This is a genomic window from Mycolicibacterium anyangense (genome assembly GCF_010731855.1).
GTDB lineage: Bacteria > Actinomycetota > Actinomycetes > Mycobacteriales > Mycobacteriaceae > Mycobacterium > Mycobacterium anyangense.
This window is the reverse complement of sequence record NZ_AP022620.1, coordinates 1,418,494-1,445,017: the sequence shown is the minus strand read 5'-3', so window position 1 is coordinate 1,445,017 and position 26,524 is coordinate 1,418,494. Positions and strand designations below refer to the sequence as shown.

General features: G+C 67.9%; 28 protein-coding genes. 13 read left to right on the top strand and 15 right to left on the bottom strand.

Annotated features, from left to right (window positions below):
* Positions 1-10: 10 nt before the first annotated feature.
* Positions 11-787, bottom strand: a complete 777-nt coding sequence (modA, locus tag G6N35_RS06830; RefSeq protein WP_163803568.1) for a molybdate ABC transporter substrate-binding protein — start codon at positions 785-787, stop codon at positions 11-13.
* The gene (locus G6N35_RS06825; protein ID WP_163803567.1) at positions 784-1,191 is read right to left on the bottom strand and encodes a TOBE domain-containing protein; all 408 of its coding nucleotides are present in this window, start codon (positions 1,189-1,191) and stop codon (positions 784-786) included. The genes modA and G6N35_RS06825 overlap by 4 nt, the downstream gene beginning before the upstream one ends.
* A 118-nt stretch (positions 1,192-1,309) precedes the next feature.
* On the opposite strand from G6N35_RS06825, the gene G6N35_RS06820 reads away from it, so the two are divergent.
* The 3 genes from G6N35_RS06820 (at position 1,310) to G6N35_RS06815 (ending at position 3,461) form a co-directional block, all read left to right on the top strand.
* Entirely contained in the window at positions 1,310-2,098 is a 789-nt protein-coding gene (locus G6N35_RS06820; RefSeq protein WP_246224239.1) for a CDP-diacylglycerol diphosphatase, read from the top strand.
* A gap of 108 nt (positions 2,099-2,206) precedes the next feature.
* Positions 2,207-2,341, top strand: coding sequence for a hypothetical protein (locus G6N35_RS27580; RefSeq protein WP_281357082.1), 135 nt, complete (start codon positions 2,207-2,209; stop codon positions 2,339-2,341).
* 4 nt (positions 2,342-2,345) lie between these two features.
* Positions 2,346-3,461, top strand: coding sequence for a YeiH family protein (locus tag G6N35_RS06815; RefSeq protein ID WP_163803566.1), 1,116 nt, complete (start codon positions 2,346-2,348; stop codon positions 3,459-3,461).
* 34 nt (positions 3,462-3,495) lie between these two features.
* Here the strand turns inward: G6N35_RS06815 and G6N35_RS06810 are convergent, their stop codons facing one another.
* The 3 genes from G6N35_RS06810 to G6N35_RS06800 all read right to left on the bottom strand — a co-directional run bounded on the left by G6N35_RS06810 (position 3,496) and on the right by G6N35_RS06800 (position 5,382).
* On the bottom strand, positions 3,496-4,044 hold the full coding sequence (locus G6N35_RS06810) for an Rv1352/Rv1906c domain-containing protein (RefSeq protein ID WP_246224238.1): 549 nt from the start codon (positions 4,042-4,044) through the stop codon (positions 3,496-3,498).
* A 42-nt stretch (positions 4,045-4,086) separates the two neighbouring features.
* Positions 4,087-4,521: an STAS domain-containing protein gene (locus G6N35_RS06805; RefSeq protein WP_163803565.1), complete on the bottom strand. Its 435-nt coding sequence runs from the start codon at positions 4,519-4,521 to the stop codon at positions 4,087-4,089.
* Positions 4,522-4,695: 174 nt separating this feature from the next.
* Positions 4,696-5,382: a TetR/AcrR family transcriptional regulator gene (locus G6N35_RS06800; RefSeq protein WP_163803564.1), complete on the bottom strand. Its 687-nt coding sequence runs from the start codon at positions 5,380-5,382 to the stop codon at positions 4,696-4,698.
* Positions 5,383-5,432: 50 nt separating this feature from the next.
* Here G6N35_RS06800 and G6N35_RS06795 point away from each other — a divergent pair, with 50 nt between their 5' ends.
* Both G6N35_RS06795 and G6N35_RS27245 read left to right on the top strand, forming a co-directional pair.
* A complete protein-coding gene (locus G6N35_RS06795) occupies positions 5,433-7,214 on the top strand; it encodes a sulfatase family protein (protein WP_246224237.1) in 1,782 nt (593 codons plus the stop codon).
* 71 nt (positions 7,215-7,285) lie between these two features.
* Positions 7,286-7,879, top strand: coding sequence for a restriction endonuclease (locus G6N35_RS27245; protein ID WP_246224236.1), 594 nt, complete (start codon positions 7,286-7,288; stop codon positions 7,877-7,879).
* Here the strand turns inward: G6N35_RS27245 and G6N35_RS06785 are convergent.
* From G6N35_RS06785 to G6N35_RS06775, 3 genes are read right to left on the bottom strand one after another with little or no spacing between them, the layout of a single operon-like run.
* Positions 7,855-9,099, bottom strand: coding sequence for a sulfotransferase family protein (locus G6N35_RS06785; protein ID WP_163803563.1), 1,245 nt, complete (start codon positions 9,097-9,099; stop codon positions 7,855-7,857). The genes G6N35_RS27245 and G6N35_RS06785 overlap by 25 nt on opposite strands.
* Positions 9,096-10,178 (bottom strand): DUF1214 domain-containing protein, encoded by a 1,083-nt coding sequence (locus G6N35_RS06780; protein ID WP_163803562.1) that lies wholly within the window; start codon positions 10,176-10,178, stop codon positions 9,096-9,098. Before G6N35_RS06780 ends, G6N35_RS06785 begins: the two co-directional genes overlap by 4 nt.
* The gene (locus tag G6N35_RS06775) at positions 10,175-10,819 is read right to left on the bottom strand and encodes a TetR/AcrR family transcriptional regulator (RefSeq protein ID WP_322790585.1); all 645 of its coding nucleotides are present in this window, start codon (positions 10,817-10,819) and stop codon (positions 10,175-10,177) included. Before G6N35_RS06775 ends, G6N35_RS06780 begins: the two co-directional genes overlap by 4 nt.
* A 189-nt stretch (positions 10,820-11,008) precedes the next feature.
* Here G6N35_RS06775 and G6N35_RS06770 point away from each other — a divergent pair, with 189 nt between their 5' ends.
* The 3 genes from G6N35_RS06770 (at position 11,009) to G6N35_RS06760 (ending at position 12,807) form a co-directional block, all read left to right on the top strand.
* Complete coding sequence (locus G6N35_RS06770; RefSeq protein WP_163803561.1) at positions 11,009-11,515, top strand: disulfide bond-forming protein DsbE; 507 nt, start codon at positions 11,009-11,011, stop codon at positions 11,513-11,515.
* Positions 11,516-11,522: 7 nt separating this feature from the next.
* Positions 11,523-12,386, top strand: coding sequence for a cytochrome c biogenesis CcdA family protein (locus tag G6N35_RS06765; protein ID WP_163803560.1), 864 nt, complete (start codon positions 11,523-11,525; stop codon positions 12,384-12,386).
* 109 nt (positions 12,387-12,495) lie between these two features.
* On the top strand, positions 12,496-12,807 hold the full coding sequence (locus G6N35_RS06760) for a hypothetical protein (protein WP_163803559.1): 312 nt from the start codon (positions 12,496-12,498) through the stop codon (positions 12,805-12,807).
* Positions 12,808-12,869: 62 nt separating this feature from the next.
* Here G6N35_RS06760 and katG read toward each other — a convergent pair whose 3' ends face one another.
* Together katG and G6N35_RS06750 are read right to left on the bottom strand one after the other, a co-directional pair.
* Positions 12,870-15,077 carry a catalase/peroxidase HPI gene (gene katG, locus G6N35_RS06755; protein ID WP_179967322.1) on the bottom strand — a complete coding sequence of 736 codons (2,208 nt, stop codon included), beginning with the start codon at positions 15,075-15,077 and terminating at the stop codon, positions 12,870-12,872.
* Between the two features lie 43 nt (positions 15,078-15,120).
* The gene (locus G6N35_RS06750; RefSeq protein WP_163803557.1) at positions 15,121-15,561 is read right to left on the bottom strand and encodes a Fur family transcriptional regulator; all 441 of its coding nucleotides are present in this window, start codon (positions 15,559-15,561) and stop codon (positions 15,121-15,123) included.
* A 348-nt stretch (positions 15,562-15,909) separates the two neighbouring features.
* On the opposite strand from G6N35_RS06750, the gene G6N35_RS06745 reads away from it, so the two are divergent.
* Complete coding sequence (locus tag G6N35_RS06745) at positions 15,910-16,800, top strand: mycobacterial-type methylenetetrahydrofolate reductase (RefSeq protein ID WP_163803556.1); 891 nt, start codon at positions 15,910-15,912, stop codon at positions 16,798-16,800.
* Between the two features lie 10 nt (positions 16,801-16,810).
* Positions 16,811-17,788 (top strand): o-succinylbenzoate synthase, encoded by a 978-nt coding sequence (locus tag G6N35_RS06740; RefSeq protein WP_163803555.1) that lies wholly within the window; start codon positions 16,811-16,813, stop codon positions 17,786-17,788.
* Between the two features lie 2 nt (positions 17,789-17,790).
* Here G6N35_RS06740 and G6N35_RS06735 read toward each other — a convergent pair whose 3' ends face one another.
* Genes G6N35_RS06735 through G6N35_RS06725 form a run of 3 tightly spaced genes read right to left on the bottom strand, consistent with a single transcriptional unit; the run spans position 17,791 to position 19,989 of the window.
* Complete coding sequence (locus G6N35_RS06735) at positions 17,791-17,973, bottom strand: hypothetical protein (protein WP_163803554.1); 183 nt, start codon at positions 17,971-17,973, stop codon at positions 17,791-17,793.
* 1 nt (position 17,974) lies between these two features.
* On the bottom strand, positions 17,975-18,958 hold the full coding sequence (locus G6N35_RS06730) for an MOSC N-terminal beta barrel domain-containing protein (protein ID WP_163803553.1): 984 nt from the start codon (positions 18,956-18,958) through the stop codon (positions 17,975-17,977).
* Between the two features lie 17 nt (positions 18,959-18,975).
* Positions 18,976-19,989, bottom strand: coding sequence for a DUF3533 domain-containing protein (locus G6N35_RS06725; RefSeq protein ID WP_246224235.1), 1,014 nt, complete (start codon positions 19,987-19,989; stop codon positions 18,976-18,978).
* Between the two features lie 126 nt (positions 19,990-20,115).
* On the opposite strand from G6N35_RS06725, the gene G6N35_RS06720 reads away from it, so the two are divergent.
* The 3 genes from G6N35_RS06720 to G6N35_RS06710 all read left to right on the top strand — a co-directional run bounded on the left by G6N35_RS06720 (position 20,116) and on the right by G6N35_RS06710 (position 22,942).
* On the top strand, positions 20,116-21,459 hold the full coding sequence (locus G6N35_RS06720; RefSeq protein ID WP_163807515.1) for an aldehyde dehydrogenase family protein: 1,344 nt from the start codon (positions 20,116-20,118) through the stop codon (positions 21,457-21,459).
* An 83-nt stretch (positions 21,460-21,542) separates the two neighbouring features.
* Positions 21,543-22,463, top strand: coding sequence for an HpcH/HpaI aldolase/citrate lyase family protein (locus tag G6N35_RS06715; RefSeq protein WP_163807514.1), 921 nt, complete (start codon positions 21,543-21,545; stop codon positions 22,461-22,463).
* Positions 22,464-22,474: 11 nt separating this feature from the next.
* Positions 22,475-22,942 carry a nitroreductase/quinone reductase family protein gene (locus G6N35_RS06710; RefSeq protein ID WP_163803552.1) on the top strand — a complete coding sequence of 156 codons (468 nt, stop codon included), beginning with the start codon at positions 22,475-22,477 and terminating at the stop codon, positions 22,940-22,942.
* On the opposite strand, the gene G6N35_RS06705 is transcribed toward G6N35_RS06710, so the two are convergent.
* Positions 22,929-23,756, bottom strand: coding sequence for a class I SAM-dependent methyltransferase (locus tag G6N35_RS06705; protein ID WP_163803551.1), 828 nt, complete (start codon positions 23,754-23,756; stop codon positions 22,929-22,931). The genes G6N35_RS06710 and G6N35_RS06705 overlap by 14 nt on opposite strands.
* Before the next feature lie 77 nt (positions 23,757-23,833).
* Entirely contained in the window at positions 23,834-26,365 is a 2,532-nt protein-coding gene (locus tag G6N35_RS06700) for a glycogen/starch/alpha-glucan phosphorylase (RefSeq protein WP_163803550.1), read from the bottom strand.
* Positions 26,366-26,524: the final 159 nt, after the last annotated feature.

The following is a 26,524-nucleotide window of genomic DNA, read 5'->3' as shown; positions in this document are numbered from 1 at the left end:
GCCTGCCACATCAGGGCTTGCCGAAACCGGCCTGCCCGAGAATCCGCTGGCCGGTGGGCCCGGTCACGAAGTCGACGAATCGTGCTGCCAGCGCGGGGTTTTTGGCCTGAACCAGGGTGGCGATGGGGTAGGTGTTGACCGCACCCGAGGCTTCCGGAAACGGCACCGAGGTGACCTTGTCACCGGCCGCGGCGGTGTCGGTGACGTATACCAGCCCGGCGTCGGCCTGACCGCTGGTGACCTTGCCGAGCACGTCGGTGACCGAGGACTCTTCGCTGACCGGGTGCAGGTCCACGCCGCTGGCCGTCTCGACCTTCTGGGTGGCAGCGCCGCACGGCACCTGGGGGGCGCAGGCGACGACGCTCACGCCGGGGTTGGTCAGATCGCGAAAGCTGTTGATCTTCTTCGGGTTTCCGGGTGCGACGGCAATCGTGAGCGTGTTGGAGGCGAAGTTCACCGGCTGGCCGGCGAGCAGTCCGGCGGCCGCGGCTTTGTCCATGTTCTTGGTGTCGGCTGAAGCGAAGACGTCGGCGTGGGCGCCCTGGGTGAGTTGGGTGACGAGGTCGGCGGAGCCGGCGAACGAGAACTCGACGGACGCGCCAGGGTTGTCCTTGCGGAATTGGTCGCCGATCTGGCTGAAGGTCTTCTTCAGTGATGCCGCGGCGAACACGATGACCGTGTTGTCAGGGGCTCCTGCGCTCGGCGCCGAGGCGTGCTGGCCGGAGCTGCATGCGGGCAGTGCCGCGAGTACCAGCGCCGTGGCCAGAGTGGGCAGGGCCCGGTTCATGACTGCCCGCCCGGGGTCTCGACGATCACGGTGGTGGCTTTCACGACGGCGACCGCGATGCTGCCCGGTTCGAGGTTGAGCTCCCGGACGGCCTCGCTACTCATCAGCGAGACCACGGTGAACGGCCCGCACTGCAATTCGACCTGAGCCATCACGGTGTCGGTGACCACCTTGGTCACCAAGCCGGCGAATCGGTTTCGCGCCGAACTCGCGACCGTGAGTGGGTCTTTGGGTGCGGCTGCGGCATGGTCGCGGGCGAATGCCGCCAGTGCGGCACCGTCGATGGTCTTGGGTCCGCCCGCCTCGTTGCTCACCGGCAGGGCGCCGTCGTCGATCCAGCGGCGGACCGTGTCATCGCTGACGCCGAGTAGCTCGGCGGCCTCGCGGATTCTGATCTGGGGCACTACCGGAGCCTAGCGGAGAAATCCGCAGATACGGACACAGAGTTGCCAGTGATCCGCTTTTGCGGATATCGACTGCGCTGGTCGGTGTCCCGGCCGTACCGAGTCATAGGGTGTGGCGGTGCTCGGGAAGATGTCCGCCGCGCTGGCGGCAGTGGCGGTGGCGATCCCTACTGCGGTGACCGCTCACGCCGACCCGAATGCGCTGTGGACCGTCGTGCACGACCAGTGCGTCGCCGACGAACTCGCCCATCGGGACCCGGCGCCGTGTGCGCAGATCGATCTGCAGGGCGGCGAGCGCGACGGCTACGCGGTGATGAAGGACTTCATCGGAGACCGGCAGTACCTGTTGCTACCCACCGCGCGCATCGCCGGGATCGAGAGCCCCGAACTGCTCGAACCCGGCGCCCCGAACTACTTCGCCGCCGCGTGGCTGGCGCGGGCGTTCGTCGAGCAACGGGCCGGCGGCACGTTACCCAGGGACTGGGTGAGCTTGGCGATCAACTCCGCGGTGTCGCGCAGCCAGAACCAATTGCACATCCACATCGACTGTGTGCGCGCCGATGTCCGCGAGGCATTGCGCACCGCGGCCGGGTCCATCGGTCCGCGCTGGGAGCCGTTGCCGGTGCCGCTGGTTGGGCACACCTACTGGGCTATGGCGGTGCCGGGCACCGAGTTGACCGCCAACCCATTCACGCTGATGGCCGACGGCCTGCCCGGCGCGCGCACCGAGATGGGCAGCTACACGCTCGTGGTGGTCGGGGCGGACAACGTCGGCGGGTCACCCGGGTTCGTCGTACTCGCCGACCGCGCCGATGCCCAGGCCGGCGACATCGCCGGCGGGGAGGAACTCCAGGATCACGACTATTGCCCGTCGCCGATCCCGGCCAGCGGCGCCACCGCCAAATAGCGGACGCCGCATGATCGCTGGAATCAGCCCGAGCGGATTGCTGGTCCCGTTGCGAGAGAGTCGGTGAACATCGATGCCGTAGCGCAGCATCGGCGAACAGGGGTGACCATGACCGAACCGGACCTGCCCGGTCACAGCAGTCAGCGACGATTCCATCTCGGTGTGGATTGGTGGGCCACCATCGTCGCCGGAGTCTTCGTCGTCCTGGCGGTGGCAGGCGTCCTGCCCAAGATTCCGTGGTGACACCATGAGCACCGTCGACGTTGCGACCGATACCGAGGACCCGATCTTCACCAGCCGTAACCTGCTGGACTACGTCCCCGGCGTTCTGCTTCTGGTGGGGATCGGCCTACTGGGCAAGTACGCGCAGGTGGAGTGGAATTCGCTTGCCAAACACCATCATTGGACCGTTCCGGACATCGAATACGTGCTGTGGGCGATCGTGTTCGGCTTGATCGTGTCCAACACGGTGGGTGTGCACCCCGTCTTCCGGCCCGGCATCCGCACCTACGAATTCTGGCTGAAGATCGGCATCGTCGCCCTCGGTGCGCGGTTCGTCCTCGGCGACATCGTCAAGCTGGGCGGCATCTCGCTGGTGCAGATCCTGCTCGACATGACGATCGCAGGGGCGATCATCCTGGCCGCCGCGCGGCTCTTCGGCCTCTCCGGCAAGCTCGGATCGCTGCTGGCGATCGGCACCTCGATCTGCGGGGTGTCGGCCATCGTGGCCTCCAAGGGAGCCATTCGGGCTCGCAACTCCGATGTCAGTTACGCCATCGCCGCCATCCTGGCCCTCGGTGCGGTGGCCCTGTTCACCCTGCCGGTGCTGGGCCACCTGCTCGGTCTCAGCGACCACGAGTTCGGACTGTGGGCCGGGCTCGCCGTGGACAACACCGCGGAGACGACCGCGACCGGCTACCTCTTCTCCGAGGAGGCGGGCAAGCTGGCGGTACTGGTCAAGTCGGTGCGCAACTCCTTGATCGGGTTCGTCGTCCTGGGTTTTGCGCTCTATTGGTCGTCGCGCGGCCAAGCCGACGAGATCGCCCCGGGGTTCGCCGCCAAGGCGCGTTTCATCTGGGAGAAGTTCCCCAAGTTCGTCCTGGGCTTTCTGGCTGTCTCGGCGATCGCGACCGCCGGCTGGCTGACCAAGGGCCAGAGCACCAACCTGGCGAACGTGTCCAAGTGGGCGTTTCTGCTGACGTTCGCCGGCGTCGGACTCAACACCAACTTCAGGGAACTGGCCCGCACCGGATGGCGTCCGCTGGTCGTCGCGGTCATCGGGCTGGTCGTGGTGGCCGCCGTATCCCTGGTCCTGGTGCTGGTCACCTCACGGGTGCTGCACTGGGGCGTGGGCAGCCACTAGCCGCCAGGCGAGGAGTTGGGCCCAGGAGGTCGGCCTAGGAGGTCGGCACTGTGCCGTTGCCCGACGCTCCCGACAACCCGTTGATGACGTCGAGATAGTGGCGTAACTGGATGCCGGAAAGCCAGGGCGGGTTCTCGCCCGGCGGCGGCGCGTCGGTGAGCTGCCAGGGCTGGCATCCGTTGGTCTTGAAGGCGGTGTCGGTCGGCTCGATCTGCACCACCTGCTGCTTTGCGCTCAACGCGTTGTCCAGGGTGGTGGCGCCGTCCGGGCCGCCGATGCGCTTCCAATAGCACCTGTCGCCGTCGACCGGCCCAGCCGAGGTGTAGGTGCCCGCGACGATGTCGGTGCCGACCTTGTAGGTGCCGTTGTGGTCCATCGCCGACTGCGGGACCGCGGGTGCGGTGGAGGTCGGTGTGGCCGACGACGGCAGCGATAAGGCCGGAACGCCGGGTGCGGTCGTGCTGGTCGACGGCGCGGGGGAGGGATCCGGTGTCGCGGGATCAGCGCCGGCGACGCCCGCCCCCACAAGGACCGCGACCGCGGTCGCTGATGCGGCGGTCAGGATTGCTGATGTTTGACCCACGACAAACAGGGTACGCGCGCCGGAGCACCCGGCGTCTCGCGCTCAGGCCGTCTTGCTCAGCAGCGGCAGCAGGAACCGGCGACGGTTGAGGATCGCGTCGTCGAACTCGTGCTCGGCCTCGGCCAGCGACCCCACGACCGGGAACAGCACGTCGTTGTTGCGGATCCGGAGCCGGCGCTTGACGGCCTCGCTGGCCACCACCGCCCAGTCGACGCCGACTGCCGAGCAGCGGTCATCGAGGGCGAACAGCAGCCGAAGTGCCTGCGGGCTAAAGGATTCCACCCCGCTGAGGTCCAGGATGAACGGCTGGTCGGCCAGCACGAAGCGCGCGACGGAGTTCGTCAGGTGGTCGACGTTGGAGGCGTCGATGCGGCCGCTGATCGCGGCGACGGTCGCCACATGCCGGAAGTGGGCGCGAACGTGCGCACCCTTGTAGTCAACAGCGGGGTTGCCATAGCGAGAGGTGAAACTCGTCATCTGCAGCCTCATTCCGGTCGGTGTGCCGATGTGGGTTCGCCGGGTGGCGTTCCCACCGATGACCCAAACGCTATGCCGCAAATCTAAGGCCGCCGGGAGCTCTGCCTAAAACTCTGGTAAGAACGCAACTTTCACGTCAAGGGTCGCCGCCGGGCAACGTCGGCAGGCTACTGATCAGTAGCGGGGGCGGGACGTGACCACGTCGATCGCCGATTGCAGGACCACCGTCGCGTGCAGTTCGAAGAGTTCGACGAACCGCTGCGGATCGTCGTCGATCTCGCCGGCGATGAACAGGCCGTCGGCACCGGCGATCAGATAGGTCGTGAGGAGATCGACCTTGTCGTCGTCGAGCTCCGGCGCGATCTGGCGGATCAGCCGGGCGAACTGGTCGAACGTGCTGGCGCGGCTTTGCAGGAACTTGCGCTTGGCCCGTCGTTCGACCGGCCGCCGGTCCAGCGCCAGTTTGAGCCCCAGGCGCAGGAAGTCCGGGGCTTCCTGGAGCGCCTTGGCCACCTGGGTCCCGATCTGGCCGGCCCAGCGGGCCGCGTCCGCTCCCTCGGGCAGGCTCAGCGCGCCCAGCCAGCGCTGGTAGCTGCGGTCGATCACTGCCGCGATCAGGTCGTCCTTGTCGGTGAAGTGCCAATAGATGGACGTCGGGGGCAGTCCGCTGGCCTTGCTGACGGACGAGATCGTGGTCCCGTCGTAGCCGCGTTCGGTGGCCACCTCAGTGGCGGCGTCCAGGATGCGCTCACGCGACCGGTCTCCGTTGGCGCGGGTGCGCCGCGCCGGGCGCGACCGGGCCGAATCCGGGTCTTCGGACGCGGCGCTGGGGTCCTCGCATGGTTGACCGGGCAACGACATGTGCTTAGTGTACGTATCGCTACATCAAGAGTGGAAGGGACACGAGCCGCGTGACAGCTACCACTGAAGGACCCAGTCGGCGGACCTTCCTGACCATGGCGGGTGTCTCACTGGCCTCCACCGCGCTGGCCTCGACCGCGCTGTCCGCGTGTGCACCCAAGCCGGCCAGCACGCCGTCGGCTCCCAAGTCCGGCCTGCCCTCGGCCGCCAAGCACAACATCGTGTTCGTCTTCACCGACCAGGAGCGCTACTTCACCGAGTGGCCGTCCGGGATGTCACTGCCGGGCCGGGAGCGGCTCCGCACTGACGGTGTCACGTTCACCAATCATTACTGCCCGGCCGTCATGTGTACGAGCTCGCGCGCCGTCATCCTGACCGGACTGCAGACACCGGACAACGGGATGTTCGAGAACGTCGACATGCCCTACGTCAACTCCATGAACCCGGACATCCCGACCGTCGGGGACATGCTGCGCAAGGCCGGCTACTACACCGCCTACAAGGGCAAGTGGCATCTCAACAGTGCCTTCGAGACCGAGCAGCCCGACCACCTGTTCACCAAGGAGATGGAGGCCTACGGCTTCTCCGACTACGTCTGGCCGGGCGACGTCCTGACCCACACCCTTGGTGGCTACCACTACGACAACATGATCGGCGGCAGCGCCGTGTCGTGGCTGCGCGATCAGGGCCGGACGCTGGCCGATGAGAACAAGCCGTGGGCGCTGTTCGTCAGCCTGGTCAATCCGCACGACATCATGTACTTCAACACCGACGCCCCCGGACAGAACGTCCAGGACAACGGCAGGCTGCTGATGGAGGCCGCCCGGGCGCCGGAGAACGAGCTCTACGCCAAGACCTGGGACACCGCGCTGCCCAAGAACCTCACCCAGCCGATGAACGAGCCGGGTCGGCCCGCCGCGCACGGCGAGTACCTCAAGGCCTGGGGTTATACGCTGGGCACCATCCCGCCGGAGGAGGAGCGCTGGCGGCGCTTCTCGGACTTCTACCTGAACAGCATCCGCAGCGTGGACCAGCAGCTGCAGTTGCTGCTCGCCGAGCTGGACAACCTGAAGCTGACCGACAACACCATCGTGGTGTTCACCAGCGACCACGGTGAGATGGGTGGCGCCCACGGCCTGCGCGGCAAGGGGCCGTTCGCCTATCAGGAGGCCATCCACCTTCCGATGCACATCGTGCACCCGGATGTCGCTGGGGGACAAAGCGTTTCATCACTGACCGGACATATTGACCTGGCGCCGAGCCTGTTGGCCTTCGCCGGCGTCAAGGCGGGTAACGAGGGTGAGGTGGCAGGCCGGGACCTGCCGGGCAAGGATTTCAGTGCGGCACTGGGCAATCCGCGCGCCGCCGACCAACACACGGTCCGTGAGGCTGTGCTGTTCACCTACAGCGGGCTGGCCACCAACGACAGCGAGGTCATCCGGATCGTCGCCGACGCCAAGGCTGCCAAGAAGGACCCCAAGCAGGCGATGGCCGAGGCGGGATACCGGCCCGACCTGACCAAGCGGGGCAGCCTGCGGACGATGTTCGACGGCCGCTACAAGTTCACCCGCTACTTCGCGCCCACCCAGCGCAACCTGCCGCAGACCCTCGACGAGCTGTACAAGGCCAACGATGTCGAACTGTACGACCTGCAGACCGACCCGGCGGAGATGACGAACCTGGCGGCCACCAAGGGGGAGAACGCCGAGGTGGTGATGGCCTCGAGCGCCAAACTCGAGGCCCTGATCAAACGGGAGATCGGCGTCGACGACGGTCGGGAGATGCCGCACTTCGACGACATCAAGTGGACGATCGACCGTCTCGACCTCTAGCCAGGTCACGGTTTGGCGCCGTCCGCTCGTCGGGGCGCCGACGTGTCAGCGGTCGCCGCTAGGTTGACGGCGTGTCCGAGGCAGGCAAGTACACCACCGCCCTGCAGTGGCTGGGTCTGTGGCTGGCGGCGACCGTCCTGCTGGGGCTGGTAGGCCTGCTCAACCATTGGGTGTGGCTGCCGGCGGCGCTGACCGCGCTGATCGCAGTGGTGAGTGCCTGGCGCGCGTTCCTGGCATACCTCGATCATCGGCAGGATCGCCGGCTGGACGCGCTCTACCGCGCCAGCGGGCAGGCCGCGGTGGACGCGATGACCGGGGTGGAATTCGAGCACTATGTTGCCGCGGTGCTGCGCGGCCGCGGCTATGACGTCGAGATGACCAAGGTGACCGGCGATTTCGGCGTCGACCTGATCGCCACCCGAGACGGTGTCCGCACGGCCGTACAGTGCAAGCGCCAGGGCCGGGTGGTCAACGGCTCAGCCATCCAGCAGGTGGTCGCCGGCGCCGCGGTCTACGAGTGCCAGAACACCATGGTGGTGTCCAACCACCGCTACACCGAGGCCGCCCAGCAGCTCGCCGAGGTGCACGGGTGCGTGCTGGTGGATCGCACCCGGCTGGCGCGGCTGGCGCGTAACCCGCTTCAGTCGACGAAGCGGTCGCGGTAGGGCTTGCACCGGGCGGCCACCTCGCCGGCGTCCAGCCCGACGTCGGCCAGGTCGTAGCTCACCTCGCCGTAGCGGCCCCGCGGATGCTCGGCCATGAACGTGGCCATCGCCGAGCGGACGTCGTCGTCGTAGGGCTGACCGGCCAGTTCGTAGATCGCGGCCAGGGTGCCCTGTTCGTCGGACATGAAATCGCCGAACCGCACGTCGATCGACCGGTCGGCGGGCAGCACGTCGCGGTCGCGCACGCAGCCGTCGAAGAGATCCCCGGCCCGGCCCAGCCAGTAGCGGCCGATCGCGTGCGGGTCGGGGCGGGCGGTGGCCATCCGGGAGGAGTACGCGATCATGGTGGCCATCGACCGCGTCACCTCCACGGGATCGCGATGTGTCACAACGAATGTCGCATCCGGGAACGTGGCGTACAGGATGGCGAACTGTTCGAGGTGCTGGGGCGACTTGAGCACCCAGCGGGTACCGCCGCGCAGGAATTGCATCGCTTTGAGGCTGCGCTTGAGGTAGGCGTAGGACGGCGCCTGATCGTGCGACTTGTAGTACTCGGCGAATGTCGGTATGGCGTAGGTGGTTTCGAACAACATCGTCGAGATGTCATTGGCCAGGATCTGGATCTCCTCGTGCGCATGGTCGACGGTCATGTCGTGCATGCGCTTGAACTCGGGCATCGTGGTGTTGACCAGATCCAGCCCGGCGCTGCATCGGTCCCGACGGGCGTGGTCCCCCTCGCCCGGGACCGGGAACGGCTCCAGGCTCTCCCAATACGGCAGGTAGCGCAGGTTCGGATCGGCGGCCAACAGGTTGTGCAGGTGGGTGGTGCCGGTGCGGGGCAGCCCGCAGATGATGATGGGCCGGCAGATCTCGACATCCTCGATCTCCGGGTGCGCCGAGATCAGCGACTCCAGCCGAAGCCGGTTCACCAGATTGCCGACCAGCTGCTCGAACACCATGGCGACGCCGACGTCCGACAGGCCGGCCTCCGCACGCAGCGCCGCGCACAGCACCTCGAGGCGTTCGCGGAACGCCGGGTCGCCGAAGTCGTCGAGCCCGGTGCGCTCGGCCGCCGCCGCGAGCATCGCCGCCGGCGTCAGCTCCAGGATCGCGCCGTATCCGGCCAGCGCCTCGCGCATCGGCAGAGCCGCCGCCGGATACACCGGATCGGCGAGGTCGGTGAACCGGATGGGGGCAGGGCGCGTCACCCCGGCGGTCATGCGGTCAGCTCCGCGACGTCGACCACCCGGCAGGTCGGACGTTGTGGTGTCTCGGCGGGCAGGAACCAGCGCAGCCAGATCAGGCCCTTGCGGCGCCCGGCCGTGGACACCCAGTTCGGCTGGCCGGGGTCGGTGTCGCTGACCACGATGCGCCAGGAGCCGTCGGGCTCGTAGGTGACGTGCGCACCGTTGATGGTCACTCGCTCATAGCTGTAGTCGTAGGTGTGCAGCCACGGGTTCCACAGGCACAGGTTCCAGAACACGCACTCCGGTGAGGTGCCCTCGATGATCAGGGCCTGGGTGGGGCCGAGCTCGTAGGCTCCCATCGCGTACGCTGCGTCGCCGGCCGCCCACCCGAAGGTCTGCTTCGGCACCGGATATGGTTCGGCGATCTCGTTGGGAGGCTCGACCTTGGTCGGGATAAACGAAACCTGATCGGCGACAAAGTTTTTCGCCGAGCGAAGGCGGCGGATCAGGTCGGTGCGAGACTCGACCAGACGGGCGGGCGGATCGATCGCCTCGATCGTCCACTGCACCCGCCGGTCGGTCTCCGGGTTCTTGAGGTAATCGCGGGTCAGGGCGACGACGGCGTCGGACTCCAGCTTCAGCCAGGCGCCGGGCTGCGGCTCGGGACTGATCATGAACTCGAAGTTGCCGTCGTCGTCGAACTCCAGCGAGCGGTCGTTCATCGTCCCGACGATGCGGTTGCTGTAGTGCCCGTCGTCGGGCCCGCCGTAGACGGTGATCGACAGGTATACCGAGTCGCCGCGGTTGCCGGTCACCCGGTAGCTGCGGTTGGGGTCGATCGGCGCCAATTGGTAGAACGCGTCGGAGTTGTCGCCACCCCAGCGCTGATAGGGACCGATGACGTCGACGAACCGCGGGTTGTCCTTGTCGCCCCACACATAGGCATCCACCGCTACCCGTAACAGGCTGAACGCCAGCCGGTAGCCGTCGATGACGTCCGGTTCGTCCAGCGCCGGGTCGGCGCCCAGGATCTTGCCCTCGATCGCCGCCACCTCGTCGAGCAGGTCACGGAAAGCCTGCGAAAGCTCCTGCCCCACAGCATCTGTCGTCATCTCGGTCCCTCGTCCCCTCGGTTCTTCTGTACGCCTCGCATCACCAGCGAGCAGAGTGTGTCGGCCAGGTGTTCGGAACCGCCGCGGCCGTCGACCAGCGTCGCGTAGAAGGCGGTGCCCACCAGGGTGTTGAACAACGTGTCGATGTCGACACCGGCGCGCACCACACCCGCCTCGGCGCCGGAATGGACCAGGGTGGCCAACTCGCCGCGGATCATGTCGTCGAGCAATCGCTGGGTGCGGATGTCCAATTCGGGATCACGCTGGCGGTCGGCAAGGATGCCCATCGTGGCGGCCTTGACGACGGGTTGCTGCCAGAACGCGACAGTGCGCCGCACGAACTCGCGCAGGTCGGTCTCGAAGTCGCCGGTCCGCGACACCAGGCCGGGAGTGGCGGGTGTGCCGAAGGCGGCTTCGAACACCACGTGCGCCTTCGAGGGCCAGCGCCGGTAGATCGTCGGCCTGCTGACCCCGGCCGCCTTGGCGATGGATTCCATGGAGACCTGCTCGTAGCCCATGTCGGTGAGCAGTCGGCGGGTGGCGGCCATGATCGCGCCGTCGGTGCGGGGGTCGCGGGGACGGCCCCGCGTCGGCTCCGGTTCGGGACCGGGTCGCGGCCCCTGCGTCGCAGCAGCACTCACGGCGATTTATGTTCCGATGTGTAACGTAAATTGTCAAGGGTCCACCGGCGAATGACGCATTGGTGACCCTTGGCCCGTGGCTGTGGCCGAGGTGTGAACTCGCCCATACCGTGAACTCAGGAACCGTCGCACCCGTGACACCAGCGTGCCGTCAGCACGCCCCACACCCGACACCCGGGAGGCCATGCCATGAAGAATCCACTGCACCGCGTGCTCCGTTCGGCGGTACTCGTACTGGCCACCGCAGCGCTGGCCTTCAGCGTCTGCGCGCCGCCGGCCGCCATGGCCGACAACCAGCTCGACTTCACCGGCACGACGCTGAGCGGTGCCCCGTTCAACGGCTCGAGCCTGCAGGGCAAGCCCGCGGTGCTGTGGTTCTGGACGCCGTGGTGCCCGTTCTGCAACGCCGAGGCGCCCAATGTCAGCGCGGTCGCCGCCGCCAACCCCAAGGTCACCTTCGTCGGGGTGGCCGCTCGCTCCGATGTGGGCCAGATGGAGAATTTCGTCTCCAAGTACAACCTGAACTTCACCAACCTCAACGACGCCGACGGATCCATCTGGGCCCGGTTCAATGTGCCGTGGCAGCCCGCCTACGTGTTCCTGCGTCCGGACGGCACCTCGACCTTCGTCAACAATCCCACCTCGGCGATGTCGCAGCAGGAGCTCAGCGACCGGGTTCGCGCCCTGGCGTCCTGACACCGTGGTGGACCAGAATCTGGTCGGTCTGGCGTTCGCCGCCGGCATGGTCGCCGCCCTGAACCCCTGTGGATTCGCCATGCTGCCGGCGTATCTCGCGCTGGTGGTCGACGCCGACGATGCCGGCCGGTTGCGATCGATTGGCCGCGCCCTGGTGGCCACGCTCGCGATGGCGCTGGGCTTCCTGGCGGTGTTCGCCGCCTTCGGGGTGCTGACGGTGTCGGTGGCCTCGACCGTGCAGCAGTACGCGCCCTACCTGACCGTCGTGGTCGGCGTTCTCCTTGTCGCGCTGGGGCTTTGGCTGGTCAGTGGCCGGGAGCTGGGATTGGGTTCCGGCGCGGCCCGGCTCGGCGGCCGGTGGGCGCCCACCGCCAGGCTCGGGTCGATGTTCGGCTACGGGGTGGGCTACGCGATCGCGTCGCTGTCATGCACCATCGGGCCCTTCCTGGCTGTCACCGGTAGCGCGGCCCGCGGCGGCTCACTGATCGACGGTCTGCTGGTCTATGTGGCCTACGCGGCCGGACTGGCGCTGGTGGTCGGAGTGCTCGCGGTGGCTGTCGCAGTGGCCAACTCGGCACTGGTCGACCGGCTGCGCCGGATCCTGCCCTACGTCAACCGGATCAGCGGGGTGGTCCTGGTTCTCGTCGGGCTCTACGTCGGCTACTACGGCGTCTACGAGATCCGGCTGTTCAGCGGCGGCGGCAGTGCACAGGACCCGGTGATCGAGGCCGCCGGACGCCTCCAGCGGACGGTGGCGGGCTGGGTGTACGCGCACGGCGGGTGGCCGTGGCTGCTGGCCCTCGCGGTGCTGGCGGTCGTCCTCGCCGGCCGTTGGGTGTGGCGGCGCAGACGCCGAAGCGTGGTCCACTGACGGGCCTTCTAGCTGGGGCGATGGTCAGATCCACGGACGGCACAGCGGGCGTCGATATACTCCGCTGCACGTCCGACACCGGCCCAGCCGACGAGGAGAAGAGGGACAGATGAAGAACTCGGTGCGAACTCTGGGCTGTACCGCTGCCGCGGTCATGGCGCTGACCGGAATACCTCTGACGATCACGACGATCCAGCCCAGTGGGGAAGCCCACGCCGACGTCTGCGCCAGCGCCGGGCGGCGCGTCACCGTCAGCGGGTGCGCCAACTTGGCCGACGTCGTCGCGCCGTATGTGCCGCCGCCGGCGTACTACGCGCCGCTGCCCGAGGACTACCCGCCGCCGCCTCCACCGCCGCCGCCGGCCGTCAGCGGCTGCGTCGGGTGGAACGGCCGCTGGGTCAACGCCAACGCCTGCAACTAGACCGACAACACGAAACCCCGCGGACTCCAGGTCCGCGGGGTTTCGCTGTCTACAGACTGCGGTCAGGCCAGATCGAAGCGATCGCTGTCCATGACCTTGGTCCACGCCGCCACGAAGTCCTTGACGAACTTCTCCTTGGCGTCGTCCTCGGCATACACCTCGGCCAGTGCCCGCAGCTGCGAGTTCGAGCCGAACAGCAGGTCGACCCGGCTGGCGGTGTACTTGGTGGCACCGCTGGCGCGGTCCTTGCCGATGTAGGTGCCGTCATCGGCGGGCGACGGCTCCCACTTGGTGCTCATATCGAGCAGGTTGACGAAGAAGTCGGTGCTCAGTGCGCCCGGCTTGTCGGTGAAGACGCCGTGCTTGGTGCCACCGAAGTTGGCGCCCAGCACCCGCAGACCGCCGACCAGAACGGTCATCTCCGGGCCCGAGAGGCCGAGCAGGTTCGCCCGGTCGATCAGGTGGTACTCGGCGGGCAGGTTCAGGCCCTTGCCGGTGTAGTTGCGGAAACCGTCGGCCTTGGGCTCCAGGTAGGAGAACGACTCGACATCGGTCTGATCCTGGGTGGCGTCACCGCGACCCGAGGTGAAGGGCACCTCGATGTCGAAGCCGGCCGCCGCGGCGGCCTTCTCCACACCCACATTGCCGGCCAGCACGACGAGGTCGGCGAACGACACTGCGAAGCCCGCCGAGGACTGGATGCCCTCCAGCGCCCGGATCACCTGTGCCAGCTCGTCGGGCTCGTTGGCCTCCCAGCCGAGCTGCGGCTGCAACCGGATCCGGCCGCCGTTGGCGCCACCGCGCATATCGCTGTCGCGGTAGGACGAGGCAGCCTTCCAGGCGGTCGAGACCAGCTGGGCAACGGTCAGACCCGAATCGGCGATCGCCGACTTCAGCGCCGAGACCTGTTCGCCGGACAGTGCGGTGCCGGCCGGGACCAGGTCCTGCCACAGCCAGGTCTGCTGGGGAACCAGCGGGCCGAGGTAACGGACGACCGGCCCCATGTCGCGGTGCAGCAGCTTGAACCACGCCTTGGCGAACTCTTCGGCCAGCTCCTCGGGGTGATCCAGCCAGCGGCGGGTGATCTCACCGTAGATCGGGTCGAACCGCATCGACAGGTCGGTGGTCAGCATCGACGGGTGAGTCTTGCCGTCGCCCTGCGCCATCGGCACCGAGTTGGCCCAGCCGTCGTTCTTGGGCTTCCACTGGTTGGCACCGGCTGGGCTCTTGGTCAGCTCCCACTCGTTGCCGTAGAGGATTTCCAGGAAGCTGTTGTCCCACTTGGTCGGGGTGTGCGTCCAGATCACCTCGAGACCACTGGTGAAGGCCTCGTTGCCCACCCCGCTGTTCTGGGTGTTCTTCCAGCCCAGGCCGAGCTCCTCGAGCGCAGCGGCTTCCGGCTCGGGCCCGATGAGGTCGGGGTTGCCGTTGCCGTGGGTCTTGCCGAAGGTGTGCCCGCCGACGATGAGCGCCGCGGTCTCCACATCGTTCATCGCCATCCGGCCGAACGTCTCGCGGATGTCGACGGCGGCGAGCAGCGGGTCCGGATTGCCTTCGGGACCTTCGGGATTGACGTAGATCAGACCCATCATGGTGGCGCCGAGCGGGTTCTCCAGCTTGGTGCGGTCACTGCCGGAGTAGCGGTCCTGCGAGCCGAGCCACTCGGCTTCGGCACCCCAGTAGATGTCCTCTTCGGGCTCCCAGTAATCCGGCCGTCCGAACGCGAAGCCGGCGGTCTTGAAGCCCATGTTCTCCAGCGCGCGGTTGCCGGCGAAGACGATCAGATCCGACCACGACAGCTTCTTGCCGTACTTCTTCTTGACCGGCCAGAGCAGCCGGCGTGCCTTGTCCAGGCTGGCATTGTCGGGCCAGCTGTTCAGCGGCGCGAACCGCTGCATGCCCTTGCCGCCGCCGCCGCGACCGTCCTGGACGCGGTAGGTGCCAGCGGCGTGCCAGGCCATCCGGACGAAGAACGGGCCGTAGTGACCGAAGTCGGCGGGCCACCAGTCCTGCGAGTCGGTCATCACGGCGTCGACGTCGCGGGCGAGCTGATCGAAGTCCAGGCCCAGGACCTCAGAGCGGTAGTCGTAGTCGGGGCCCAGCGGGTTGATGACGTCGGGATCCTTCTGCAGGATCTTCAGGTTGACCGCATTCGGCCACCAATCCCGATTGCTGCCGCCCTCGACCGGCGGCTTGATACGCATGGGGCAGCCGCCGGTTTCGGCGGGTTCGGTCTGCGCCTCGCCGATGGGTGGGGTTTCCTCAGCCACGTTCATTCCTTTCGGGTGTGGGTGTTGGTGAATCTCAGCGGGATCACGGATGTGATTCCGAAGACGGGGTTGAGCAGTCGGGGCACAGTCCCCAATAGATGACCTCGGCCTCGTCGATCGCGAAGCCCAGATCGTCGGCCGCAGTCAGGCATGGCGCCTCACCGACGGCGCAGTCGACGTCACCGATCGCCCCGCACTGACGGCAGACGATGTGATGGTGGTTGTCGCCGACCCGCGACTCGTAGCGCGCGACCAGGCCCGAGGGCTGGATCCGCCGGACCAGACGGGCATGGGTCAGCGCGTGCAGAACGTCGTAGACGGCCTGCCGGGACACCTCGGGCAGAGCGTCGCGCACGACGCTGAAGATCGTCTCGGTATCGGCGTGCGGGTTGGTCTGCACCGCCTCGAGGACCGCCACCCGGGGTCGGGTCACCCGCAAGTCAGCTGAGCGCAGCTGGTCTGCGAAATCCGACATCGAGCTCACAGCGAAGATACTTCCACCGTTTTCTGGATTGAGTCAAGAAAAACCTGAAAGCGAGGTGAACGGAGCGGGATAAGCCCACGTCACGGACGTGCTACCGGGCTTCCCTGGCTGGGCGCCGCCGGCGTCAACGGGAGTGGCTTCGGGCCGAAGTTACCCGCCGGCCTGGAGAGCCATCAGTTGTTTGCCGCATTCGCCAGGTGGGTGTCGCGGTGACGGAGCCCGGTTCCGCCTGTCTGACACGCGATGCGAGCCGCTGGGTAAGGTGATGCATCCGGTGGACCCCGGTTCGCCGACGATGTGGCCCGGGTACCGCCGGCAACAATCCGTCGTCTGACCAGGAGCAGCTTGGTGCCCCTCAATACAGTCGCGCTCGAACTGGTACCTCCCAACGCCGATCGCAGTCCGGAGGAGATCCTCGACGAGGCCCGCAAAGTGGTGCGGTTCTCTGCCGAAACCGGACTCGACGGCGCGATCCGGCACGTGATGATCCCCGGGATGATCGCCGAGGACGACGACCGCCCCGTCGAGATGAAACCGAAGCTCGACGTGCTGGACTACTGGTCGCGCATCTCGCCGGAACTTCCTGGGATCAAGGGTCTGTGCACTCAGGTCACCGCCTTCATGGACGAGGACGCGCTGCGTGCCCGGCTGACCGAGATGCTCGACGCGGGCATGGAGGGCATCGCGTTTGTCGGCGTGCCACGCACCATGAGCGACGGCGAGGGCTCGGGTGTGGCCCCCACCGATGCGCTCACCATCTACCGCGACCTGGTACCCAACCGCGGCGCCATCCTGATCCCCACCCGCGAGGGCGAGGCCGGCCGGTTCGGCTTCAAGTGCGGACAGGGCGCCAATTACGGTCTGACCCAGTTGCTGTACTCGGACGCCATCGTGTCATTCCTGACCGAGTTCGCTGGGGAACACGAGCACCGCCCCGAGATCCTGCTGTCCTTCGGGTTCGTTCCCAAGGTCGAAACCAAGGTCGGTCTCATCCACTGGCTCATCCAGGACCCCGGTAACGCCGCCGTGGCCGCCGAACAGGAATTCGTCAAGACACTGGCGGCCCACGAGCCCGACGCCAAGCGCGCGCTGCTGGTCGACCTGTACAAGCGGATCATCGACGGCGTCGGCGATCTCGGCTTCCCGCTGAGCATCCACTTCGAGGCCACCTACGGGATGTCGAAGGCCGCTTTCGACACGTTCGCCGAGATGCTCGCCTACTGGTCCCCGACGCCCTAGCGTTCCGGCAGTGCAAACCCTCGTCGACTTCGACAACGCGCCGGTCTTCGCCATCCCGGTCCGGGACGGCTACCGCGGCTTCGCGGGGCGCGAGGGCATGCTGGTGGAGGGCCCGCAGGGCTGGGGTGAATTCAGCCCGCCGGGCGTCGACGCCGATCTGCGGGTCGTGCGATTCCTGACCGCGGCCATCGAAGCGGGCACCGTCGGGTGGCCCGACCCGGTTCGCGGGCGGGTCCCCGTTGCGGTGGCGGTTCCGGCCGTCGGTCCGGAGCGGGCCGCGGCCATCGCCGCCGAAAGCGGATGCGCCAGTGCCGACGTGCGGGTCGGCTGCCGGCCGGATTCCCTGGCTGATGACATCGCACGGCTGGAAGCGGTGCGCGACGCGCTGGGCCCGTCGGCCGCCATCCGCTGCGATGCCGGGGGAGCGTGGGACGTCGACACCGCCGTCGCGGTCATCGCGGCCCTCGACCGCGCCGCCGGGGGCCTGCAATTCGTCGAACAGCCCTGCGGGACGCTGGCGGAGATGGCCGCCGTCCGCAAGCGGGTCGAGGTGCGTATCGCCGTCGACGAATCCCTCCGCGAGGCCGCTGATCCCTTCGCCCTCGATCTGACCGACGCCGCGGATATCGCGGTGCTCACCGTCGGCCCGCTGGGCGGCGTTCGCCGCACGCTGCGGGCCGCTGAGCGCTGGGGTGTGCCATGCCTGGTGTCCTCGCCCCCGGACAGCAGCATCGGGTTGGCCGGCGGGCTGGCCGTGGCCGGAGCGCTGCCGGAGCTGCCGTTCGCCTGCGGGTTGGCCACCGTCGCTGCACTGGCGGGCGATCTGGTCTCGGCGGGGCGTTCACTGCGGCCAGTAGACGGCCATCTGCCGGTGGCGCCGATGCCGCCGGCGCCGGACCCCGAGCGGCTGCGGCAATTCCAGGTGACCGACACCGCCCGCGTCACATGGTGGCGACAGCGGTTGGCGGCCGTCCAGCACCTGCTGTGAGGCTAGCGGCGCCGCCACGCCGCGATCGCGACGCCGATTCCGATCACCGCGATGATCGGCCCGAGGACCGACCACGTCGTCGTATTGCTCATCGGACTGCCCTGCACGGCACCGAACCCCTGCAGGGTGAACAACAGGCCGAACAGCGCGACCAGCACTCCGAGCGCACCCGCGACGTGGCGCATGTCAGTTCCTTCCTCCGCTGGGGATGGCGGCCGACACCGCCCGCATCAACGCCCGCTTGACCTTCACCGCGCCGGTTTCGGCCGCCGCCCGCTGCGGTGGTTCCAGCTGCAGCACATCGCCTTGCGCGATCCGGCCCGGCTTGGCCACCGTCCCGTAGGCGCCGAGGCAGCGCCGCGAATGAGCGGCGATGGTGCGGGTGATCTCCCGATCCTGTTTGAGTTCGGGCTGCTCATGGGAGGGCATCACACACCGGATGGTCGGGATCAGCGGGGCCAGGTCGGCGTGCGGGCCGTGCAACACGCCGCCGCACCAGTCCCACTCCGGGTGCTCGGAGGCTGGGTGCTCGGCGGTCGAGGTCGCTTCGACCAGGATGGTCGGCCGGAACCGGCGGACGTCGAAGTCGGAGTCTGGTGCCACCGCGGCCATCGAGGCCAGGCTCTGCGTGGTCAGGATATGCACCGGATAGGCGTCGACATAACTGCCGACCGGGGTGGCGTAGCGGGTGATCTCGGCCAGCTTGCGCACCGGGAACATCGACAAATCGGGCAGCGGCTCGTCGTCGGCGAGGCCGAAGATCGTGCGCAGATCGCTCTTGGTGGCCATCGGCGCGCGGTACTCATGGCGGTCGGAAATGGCTGGGAGCGGACGTAATTCGACGTCGGAGTCGACGTACTCCGACAACGCCCGGTGCACGCCCGGATCGGAGCTGGAGAACTCCCGGCCGTCGGGCAGCCCGACGATCACCTCCGGCGCGTTTCCCGGGCCGGCGTCCGCAGGCGGGGTCTGGGCGTAGCGGGCGGTGCACCACAGCAGCCCGGGCAACTTCTTGGCGCCGGTGGTGCAGTCGTGCTCGAGATCGCGCACCGCCCACGTCCGGTCGGCATGCAGGCCGAGCGTGCCGATCGACGCGGCGGCGATCCGCTCACCGGCCATCGACTTCACCGGATACCGCCACAGGGACACGATGCGACCGGCCTCGACCATGCCCCCAGACTATGTCGTCACGCCGCCGGCGAGCGACCGAGTTTGCGGGAGAACACGATCAGCGCGGTCAGGCACGTCACCAGCCACAGCACCAGGACAACGATGGGCAGCGTGCGCTGATTGTCCGGGAAATACGTGGCGGCGTGGATCGCCGACACCGTCGCGCCGCTGGGCAGCGCGTGATTGAGGAACGCGAACGGCTGCGGCAGCAGCGAGGCCGACACCGCCCCACCCGACGAGGTGTTGCCCAGCAGGATGAACACGATCCAGGTGGGGATGATCGCCCACCGGTGGATCAGCACCAGCATGGTCGAGTTGAACGCCGCCGCCACCGCGATCTGCAGCGAGCTCAGCAGCCACAGCTCGGGGAACGGCGCGCCCAGTGCGTGCAGCACGGGGCCGGTCACCAACGCCAGGGCGGCGCCGCCGGCCGCGGCCAGCGCCGCCAGACACAGCAGCCAGCGCCGCAGGTTCAGCGTCTTGACGTTGGCGCGCAGCTGGAACATCGTGATGAAACCGAGGATCGTCGCCGCGATGACGAGGTAGAAGGTGGCCAGTCCGGCGGGGTCCGACGGTGGCAGCGGGTGCAGGTCGAGGATCGGCAGGGTGAACTGACCGGGCTGGGTCTGGTCCAGCTGGGTCAGGGCGCGCGCGCCCGAGGGATCGCTGGCACTGGACAGCACCAGCTGCGGCGGTACCGCGGTGGCGTCGATGACGGCGGTGATGTGCTGCTGATTGATCGCGGCGATCGCATCCTGGCGGGACGGATACGAGTGCACGGCGAATTCGCTGGGGCGGTTCTGCAGCGCGGCGATCAACGGCGCCGTCGCGGCGGCCGAACCCACCACCCCGACCGGCAGGTTGCGGGGGAATGGCCGCCCCAGCGCCACGGTGTAGGCCAGCGCGAACGACGACGCCATGACGATCGCGATGGCGATGATCGCGGCGGCTTTGCGGATCTCCAACGGGATCCGCCGCGGCGAGAACCGCGCCAGCTCAGACGGTTGTTCGCTCGCCTCCAGGCGGGACACAGGCGCTCCTTGTCATCCGACCGCACAGCCATCCGACCGCACATCAACCTAGCGCTCGCCGGCCGGCCCCGCCGAGCCGACGTGTCGTCAGCGCGCACCCGGGTACCCGCAGGCGTGCCCACCACACTGACCGTGACCGATCCCCGTACCGGCGATCTGGTCACCACCACCGCAATCGCCGACGCCACCGCCTGTACCGCCGCGGTCGGGCGCGCCCGCGGCGCGTTCCCGCAGTGGTCGGCAACGCCGGCCGCCGAGCGTGCCGCCGCCCTGCGAGTGGCCGCCGACGCCGTGCACGCCGCCGCCCGGGACTTGGCCGCCCTCAACGAGCGGGAGACGGGCAAGACCGCTGCTGATGCCCTCGGCGGCGTTGATGCCGGCGTGGCGACGCTGCGCCAGTACGCCGAGCTGGGTCCGCTGCATCGCGGGCGCGCGCTGCAGGGCCAGTGGGATGCCATCGACCTGATGGTTCCGCAGCCGCGCGGAGTGGTGGCCGTGCTGACCCCGTGGAACGATCCGATCGCCGTGGCGGCCGGCCTGCTCGGGGCCGCGCTGGTCACGGGAAACACTATGGTGCACAAGCCAAGTGAGCGCTGTCCCGGCACCGGGCGGCGGTTCGCCGAGCTGCTTTCCGCGGCCTTGCCGCCCGGTGTCCTCGAGATCGTCGACGGTGACGCCACCACGGGTGCCCGGCTGGCCGGTGACCCCGGCGTCGACGTCGTCGCCCATGTCGGCAGCAGTGGCACCGGGCGTGCCATTGCCAGGATGTGCGCCGAGCGGGGCGCCACGGCCCTGCTGGAGAACGGCGGCAACGACGCCCTCATCGTCGATGCCGACGTCGATACCGGGTGGGCGGCGGGGCAGGCCGCCCTCGGGGCCTTCGCCAACGCCGGGCAGATCTGTGTCTCCGTGGAGCGCATCTTCGTGGTGGCCCCGGCAGCCGACCGGTTCCTCGCGGAGCTCATCACCGAGGCGCAGTCCTGGGCCGCGCGCCTCGGCCCGCTGGTCGACGGGCGCCACCGCGAACACGTCCACCGCCACGTCACCGATGCGGTGAAAAGCGGCGCCCGTCTGCTGTGCGGCGGCCGGCCGCAGCCCGGCCCCGGTACGTTCTACCCGCCGACAGTCCTGGCCGAGTGCACGTCGGACATGCTGGTGATGACCGAGGAGACATTCGGGCCCATCGCCCCGGTGCGCATCGTGCCGAGCTTCGCAGCTGCGCTGGCGGAGGCGGCCGACGACCGCTACGGGCTGGCTGCCACCGTGCTCACCGCCGACATGGCCCATGCCCAGTCGGCATGGCGTGCGCTGCCGGTCGGGACGGTCAAGATCAACGCGGTGTTCGGGGGTGCGCCTGGCGGATCGGCCGAACCGCGGCGGGCCAGCGGCAGGGGGTTCGGGTACGGCCCGGAACTGCTCGACGAGCTGACCACCACGAAGGTGGTGCACTGGTCGGCGCCGGGCTCCTGAGCGACCTGCCTTCGGCCGCGCCGCCCCCTGCTGCCAGGATGGATACCGAACATTTGCGGTACGGAAGGCGCCAGGGCAACACGATGTACGACCAGAGCAGCGGCTGGGATTCACACGACACCCACGACGTCGGATTCCGTATCGACCCGGTGCTGGCCCGCAGCTGGCTGCTGGTCAACGGCGCCCACGGCGACAAGTTCGCGGCGGCGGTGCGGTCGCGGGCCGACATCGTGGTGCTCGACATCGAGGATGCGGTGGCCCCGAAGGACAAGACCTCGGCACGCGACAACGTGATGCGCTGGCTGGCCGCCGGCAACACCGACTGGGTTCGGGTCAACGGTTTCGGCACGCCGTGGTGGGCCGACGACCTCGAGGCGCTGTCCTCGTCTTCGGTGGGCGGGGTGATGCTGGCGATGGTCGAGTCGGTCGACCATGTCACCGAGACCGCCAAGCGGTTGCCGAACACACCCATCGTGGCCCTGGTCGAGACCGCGCGAGGGCTCGAGCGGATCACCGAGATCGCGTCTGCCAAGGGCACCTTCCGGCTGGCCTTCGGGATCGGTGACTTCCGCCGCGATACCGGGTTCGGCGACAACCCGGCCACCCTGGCCTATGCCCGTTCCCGGTTCACCATCGCCGCCAAGGCTGCACACCTGCCCGGTGCCATCGACGGCCCGACCGTCGGGTCGAGCGCACTCAAGCTCAGCGAGGCCACCGCGGTGTCCGCCGAGTTCGGCATGACCGGCAAGATCTGCTTGACCCCGGACCAGTGCCCGGCCGTCAACGAGGGCCTGGCTCCGTCCCAGGAGGAGATCACCTGGGCCAAGGAGTTCTTCGCCGAATTCGAGCGCGACGGCGGCGAGATCCGCAACGGCTCGGACCTTCCCCGCATCGCCCGTGCCAACAAGATCCTCGACCTGGCCCGCGCCTACGGTATCGAGGTCTCGGAATTCGACGACCAGGCCGTGCACGTCGCGGCACCGTCGGACACCTACCACTACTGAGGCGGTGCGCGATGGCCGGGACGTCGCGATTGTTCAGCCTGGCCGGCGGTCTGATGAGCCGTCGCTGGATGCGCCCGGTGACCCGGACCTTCAGCGACCTGCACACCCTGCTGTACCGGGTGACCGCAGGCGCGGCGCAGAACCCGAACTACCCGACGATGCTCCTGACCGTCACCGGGCGCAGGAGCGGCAAGCCGCGCACGGTCCCACTGATCTACCTGCAGGACGGCGACCGCATGGTGATCGCGGCGGCCTACGCCGGCAGCGATTCCCATCCGACGTGGTGGCTGAATCTCCAAGCCCACCCGGAAGCCGTTGTGCGAGTCCGGGATCGGGAAGTCCCGGTGCGCGCCGAGGTGGCGCCGGCGGACCAGCGGCCGCAGCTGTGGCGACGGCTGGTACAGATGTACCCGTACTTCACCGAGTACCAGCAGCGCACCGACCGGGAGATCCCGATCATCGTGCTCACGCCGGTTTGACCGCCTGCAGGGTGTAGCTCAACGGCAGTAGGTCGCCGTGCTCGACGAGGCGCCATTCGCCGTCGTCGTCGCGACGCATCAGCCCGTCCAGAGCATTCCAGGGCACCGAATCATGTTCGACGAACATGGTCAATTGCAATCCGGCATCGAGGACTGCGGTGATGATCTCGCCCACCCCGTGGTTCCACTCGCGGGACTCGGCGTTGGTGAACACCACATCGGTCTCGACGTAGGTCTGCGAGGCGTCGAACCGCAACGGGTCGGCGTGCTCGAAGTAGGGGTAGCCCAGGGTGATCGCATCCGTGCGCTGCTCATCGACCGCCCCCAGGACCGGGTGACCCTCACGCAGGAACAGCCGACCGCCCGGGCAGAGCAGCTGGGCCACCACGTCGGCCCATCTCCGGATATCGGGTAGCCACACCAGTGCGCCGATGCCGGTGTAGACAAGGTCGAAAGTGTTGTCTCCTAGGGCTTCCGGTGCCGCATAGACATCGGACTCGACGTACTCGATGTCGGTTGCGGCCGATTCGGCGATCTGCCGGGCGATCGCCAGTGCGGCGGGGGAGAAGTCCAGGCCCGTCATCCGGGCGCCGAGCCGGGCCAGCGAGACGGTGTCGGTCCCGATATGGCATTGCAGGTGCAGTCCGCGCAGACCTGCGATCGGGCCGAGGCGCGGTGCGTCGAACCGCACGACATCGGAGAGCCAGTCCGGATCGTCGAGCAGCCGCTGCACCCCATAGTCCGGCGATGCGGCGTGGGCCGGGGCGCGCTCGTCCCACAGGTTGCGGTTCACCGCGCGGTGCTCGTCGTACACACCACTCACTGTGACAGAAACGTCGACGCAGTGTGCCGCCGTCGACTCGACGTGTCGTGCGGCGATGAGTCCGGGTGCTAGAACTTCAGATCCACCGGCATCGGATCAACATTCCAGATCTCGTCGCAGTACTGCTCGATCGCCCGGTCCGAGGAGAACTTTCCGCTGCGGGCCGCGTTGAGGATCGACATCCGCGACCAGGTGTCACCGTCCTGCCACGCAGCACTGACCTTGGCCTGGCAATCCACATAGGACCGGTAGTCGGCGAGCACCAGGAACGGATCGTGGTGAATCAGGTTGTCCACCACCGGCCGTAGCACCTCGGTATCGCCGTGCGTGAAGGCACCCTGCAGGATCAACTCCAGGACCTCGGCCAGTTCCGGATCGTTCTCCAGATAGCTCGACGGGCGATACCCCTGCGCCTGGATCCGCTCGACCTCGTCGACCGTGAGCCCGAACAGGAAGAAATTCTCCGGCCCCGCCTCTTCGCGGATCTCGACGTTGGCACCGTCGAGGGTCCCGATCGTCAGTGCGCCGTTCATCATGAACTTCATGTTCCCGGTGCCGGACGCCTCCTTGCCTGCGGTGGAGATCTGCTCGGAAAGGTTGGCCGCCGGGTAGATCAGGTGGGCGTTCTGCACGTTGAAGTTCGGCAGGAACACCACTTTCATGTAGCGGTTGACGTCGGGATCGTTGTTCACGGTCGCCCCGACGGCGGTGATCAGCCGGATGATGCGCTTGGCCATGAAGTAGCCCGGGGCGGCCTTGCCGCCGAAGATGAACGCCCGCGGCGCGATCGCGAAGCTCGGGTTCTGCTTGAGCCGGTTGTACAGCGTGATGATGTGCAGCACGTTGAGGTGCTGCCGCTTGTACTCGTGGATCCGCTTGACCTGGATGTCGAACATCCACGTCGGGTCGAGTTCGATCCCGGTCGTCGAGTGCACGAACTCCGCCAGCCGGCCCTTGTTGGCTCGCTTGACATCGCGCCAGCGCTGCCGGAACGCCGGGTCGTCGACGAAGTTCTCCAATGCGCGCAACTGATCGAGCTCGGTCAGCCAGCCGTCACCGATGCTCTCGTCGAGCAGGGTGCGCAGCCCCGGGTTGGACAGCGCCAGGAACCGCCGTGGGGTGACGCCGTTGGTGACGTTGCCGAAGCGTTCCGGCCACATCTCGTAGAAGTCTTGCAGCACACTGGCTTTCAAGAGTTCGGAATGCAGGGCGGCCACCCCGTTGATGGCATGGCTGCCGACGGTGGCCAAATGTGCCATCCGGACGCTCTTGCCGCCGTCCTCGCCGATCAGCGACATCCGGCGCAGGCGGTCCTCGTCGCCGGGGAAACGGGCCCGTACCTCGTCGAGGAAGCGGTTGTTGATCTCGTAGATGATCTCCAGGTGCCGCGGCAGCGATTCGGAGAAGATGCCCAGCGGCCAGGTCTCCAGCGCCTCGGGCAGCAGGGTGTGGTTGGTGTAGCCGAAGGTCTCCAGCGTGATGCCCCACGCCTCGTCCCAGCCCAGGTGGTGCTCGTCGATGAGCAGGCGCATCAGCTCGGCCACCGCGATCGAGGGGTGGGTGTCGTTGAGCTGGATGGCCCACTTCTGCGGCAGTGCCTCCAGCGGCAGGTCGGCGCGCTCGGTGTGAATGCGCAGGATGTCCTGCAGTGAGCAGGACACGAAGAAGTACTGCTGCTGCAGGCGCAGCCGCTTGCCGGCATCGGGTTCGTCGTTGGGGTAGAGCACCTTCGAGACCTTCTCGGCCACGACTTCGTCCTCGACGGCTTTGTAGAAGTCGCCGGTGTTGAAGGCCTCCAGCGCGAACGACTCCACCGAACGGGCGCTCCAGAGCGTGAGGGTGTTGCAGGTGTTGACGCCGTAGCCCTGGATGGGGGTGTCATAGGAGACGCCCTTGATCACCTGCTGGGGGATCCAGCGCACGCGGTGGTGGCCGGCGAGATCCTCGTACTGCTCGGTGTAGCCGCCCCAGTTGACGATGTAGCTGGCGTCGGGCTTGTCGATCTCCCACGGGTTGCCGCTCACCAGCCAGTTGTCGGTTTTTTCGACCTGCCAGCCGTTCTGGATCTCCTGGTCGAAGATGCCGAACTCGTAGCGGATGCCGTAGCCGATCGACGGCCGTTCCAGGGTGGCCAGCGAGTCCAGGTAGCAGGCGGCCAGCCGGCCCAGACCGCCGTTGCCCAATCCGGGCTCCTCCTCACAGGCCAGGATCTCGTCGAGTTCCTGACCGAGGGCGGCCAGCGCCTCCCGGGCCTGCTTCTCGATACCCAGATTCAGCAGGTTGTTGCCCAGCTGCGGGCCCATCAGGAATTCCGCCGACAGGTAGCAGGTCACCTTGTTGGACAGGTCCAGCCAGTCCTGGGTGGTGGCCATCCAGCGCTGCTGCATCCGGTCGCGCACCGCCAGCGCCAGCGCCCGGTAATAGTGGTCGGAGGTCAGTGCAGCCGCCGGCCGGGCGATCGAGTAGGTGAGGTGGTCGCTGATCGCGCGGCGCAGCGCATCGGCGGACAGGCCGGTGCGGCTGTGTTCGTGCGGCGGCGGTGACCCGGCGGCGTCGAAGTCCCCCACATTGTCCGGCGTGGTGTTGACGACATCGGTCATGGCCTGCTCCCTGCGTCTAGACAGCGTTGTGGACGACCGCAGTGTGGCATCGCCATGTTTCGGCACGGCGAGGACCGCGAGTCGCTCCCGTGAACTATGGCCCATCAGCGGCGGTAGCGCGCGTCGAGCAGACTGCGGCGCGGCTGCGGCGAGCTAGGC

Coding starts and splice junctions, on each gene's coding strand:
- G6N35_RS06770 (WP_163803561.1), top strand. CDS start 11,009: ATGAAGAATCCACTGCACCGCGTGCTCCGTTCGGCGGTACTCGTACTG.
- G6N35_RS06800 (WP_163803564.1), bottom strand. CDS start 5,382: ATGTCGTTGCCCGGTCAACCATGCGAGGACCCCAGCGCCGCGTCCGAA.
- G6N35_RS06715 (WP_163807514.1), top strand. CDS start 21,543: ATGTACGACCAGAGCAGCGGCTGGGATTCACACGACACCCACGACGTC.
- G6N35_RS06785 (WP_163803563.1), bottom strand. CDS start 9,099: ATGACCGCCGGGGTGACGCGCCCTGCCCCCATCCGGTTCACCGACCTC.
- G6N35_RS06730 (WP_163803553.1), bottom strand. CDS start 18,958: ATGGTCGAGGCCGGTCGCATCGTGTCCCTGTGGCGGTATCCGGTGAAG.
- G6N35_RS06780 (WP_163803562.1), bottom strand. CDS start 10,178: ATGACGACAGATGCTGTGGGGCAGGAGCTTTCGCAGGCTTTCCGTGAC.
- modA (WP_163803568.1), bottom strand. CDS start 787: ATGAACCGGGCCCTGCCCACTCTGGCCACGGCGCTGGTACTCGCGGCA.
- G6N35_RS06805 (WP_163803565.1), bottom strand. CDS start 4,521: ATGACGAGTTTCACCTCTCGCTATGGCAACCCCGCTGTTGACTACAAG.
- G6N35_RS06815 (WP_163803566.1), top strand. CDS start 2,346: ATGAGCACCGTCGACGTTGCGACCGATACCGAGGACCCGATCTTCACC.
- G6N35_RS06710 (WP_163803552.1), top strand. CDS start 22,475: ATGGCCGGGACGTCGCGATTGTTCAGCCTGGCCGGCGGTCTGATGAGC.
- G6N35_RS06760 (WP_163803559.1), top strand. CDS start 12,496: ATGAAGAACTCGGTGCGAACTCTGGGCTGTACCGCTGCCGCGGTCATG.
- G6N35_RS06700 (WP_163803550.1), bottom strand. CDS start 26,365: ATGACCGATGTCGTCAACACCACGCCGGACAATGTGGGGGACTTCGAC.
- G6N35_RS06735 (WP_163803554.1), bottom strand. CDS start 17,973: ATGCGCCACGTCGCGGGTGCGCTCGGAGTGCTGGTCGCGCTGTTCGGC.
- G6N35_RS27580 (WP_281357082.1), top strand. CDS start 2,207: ATGACCGAACCGGACCTGCCCGGTCACAGCAGTCAGCGACGATTCCAT.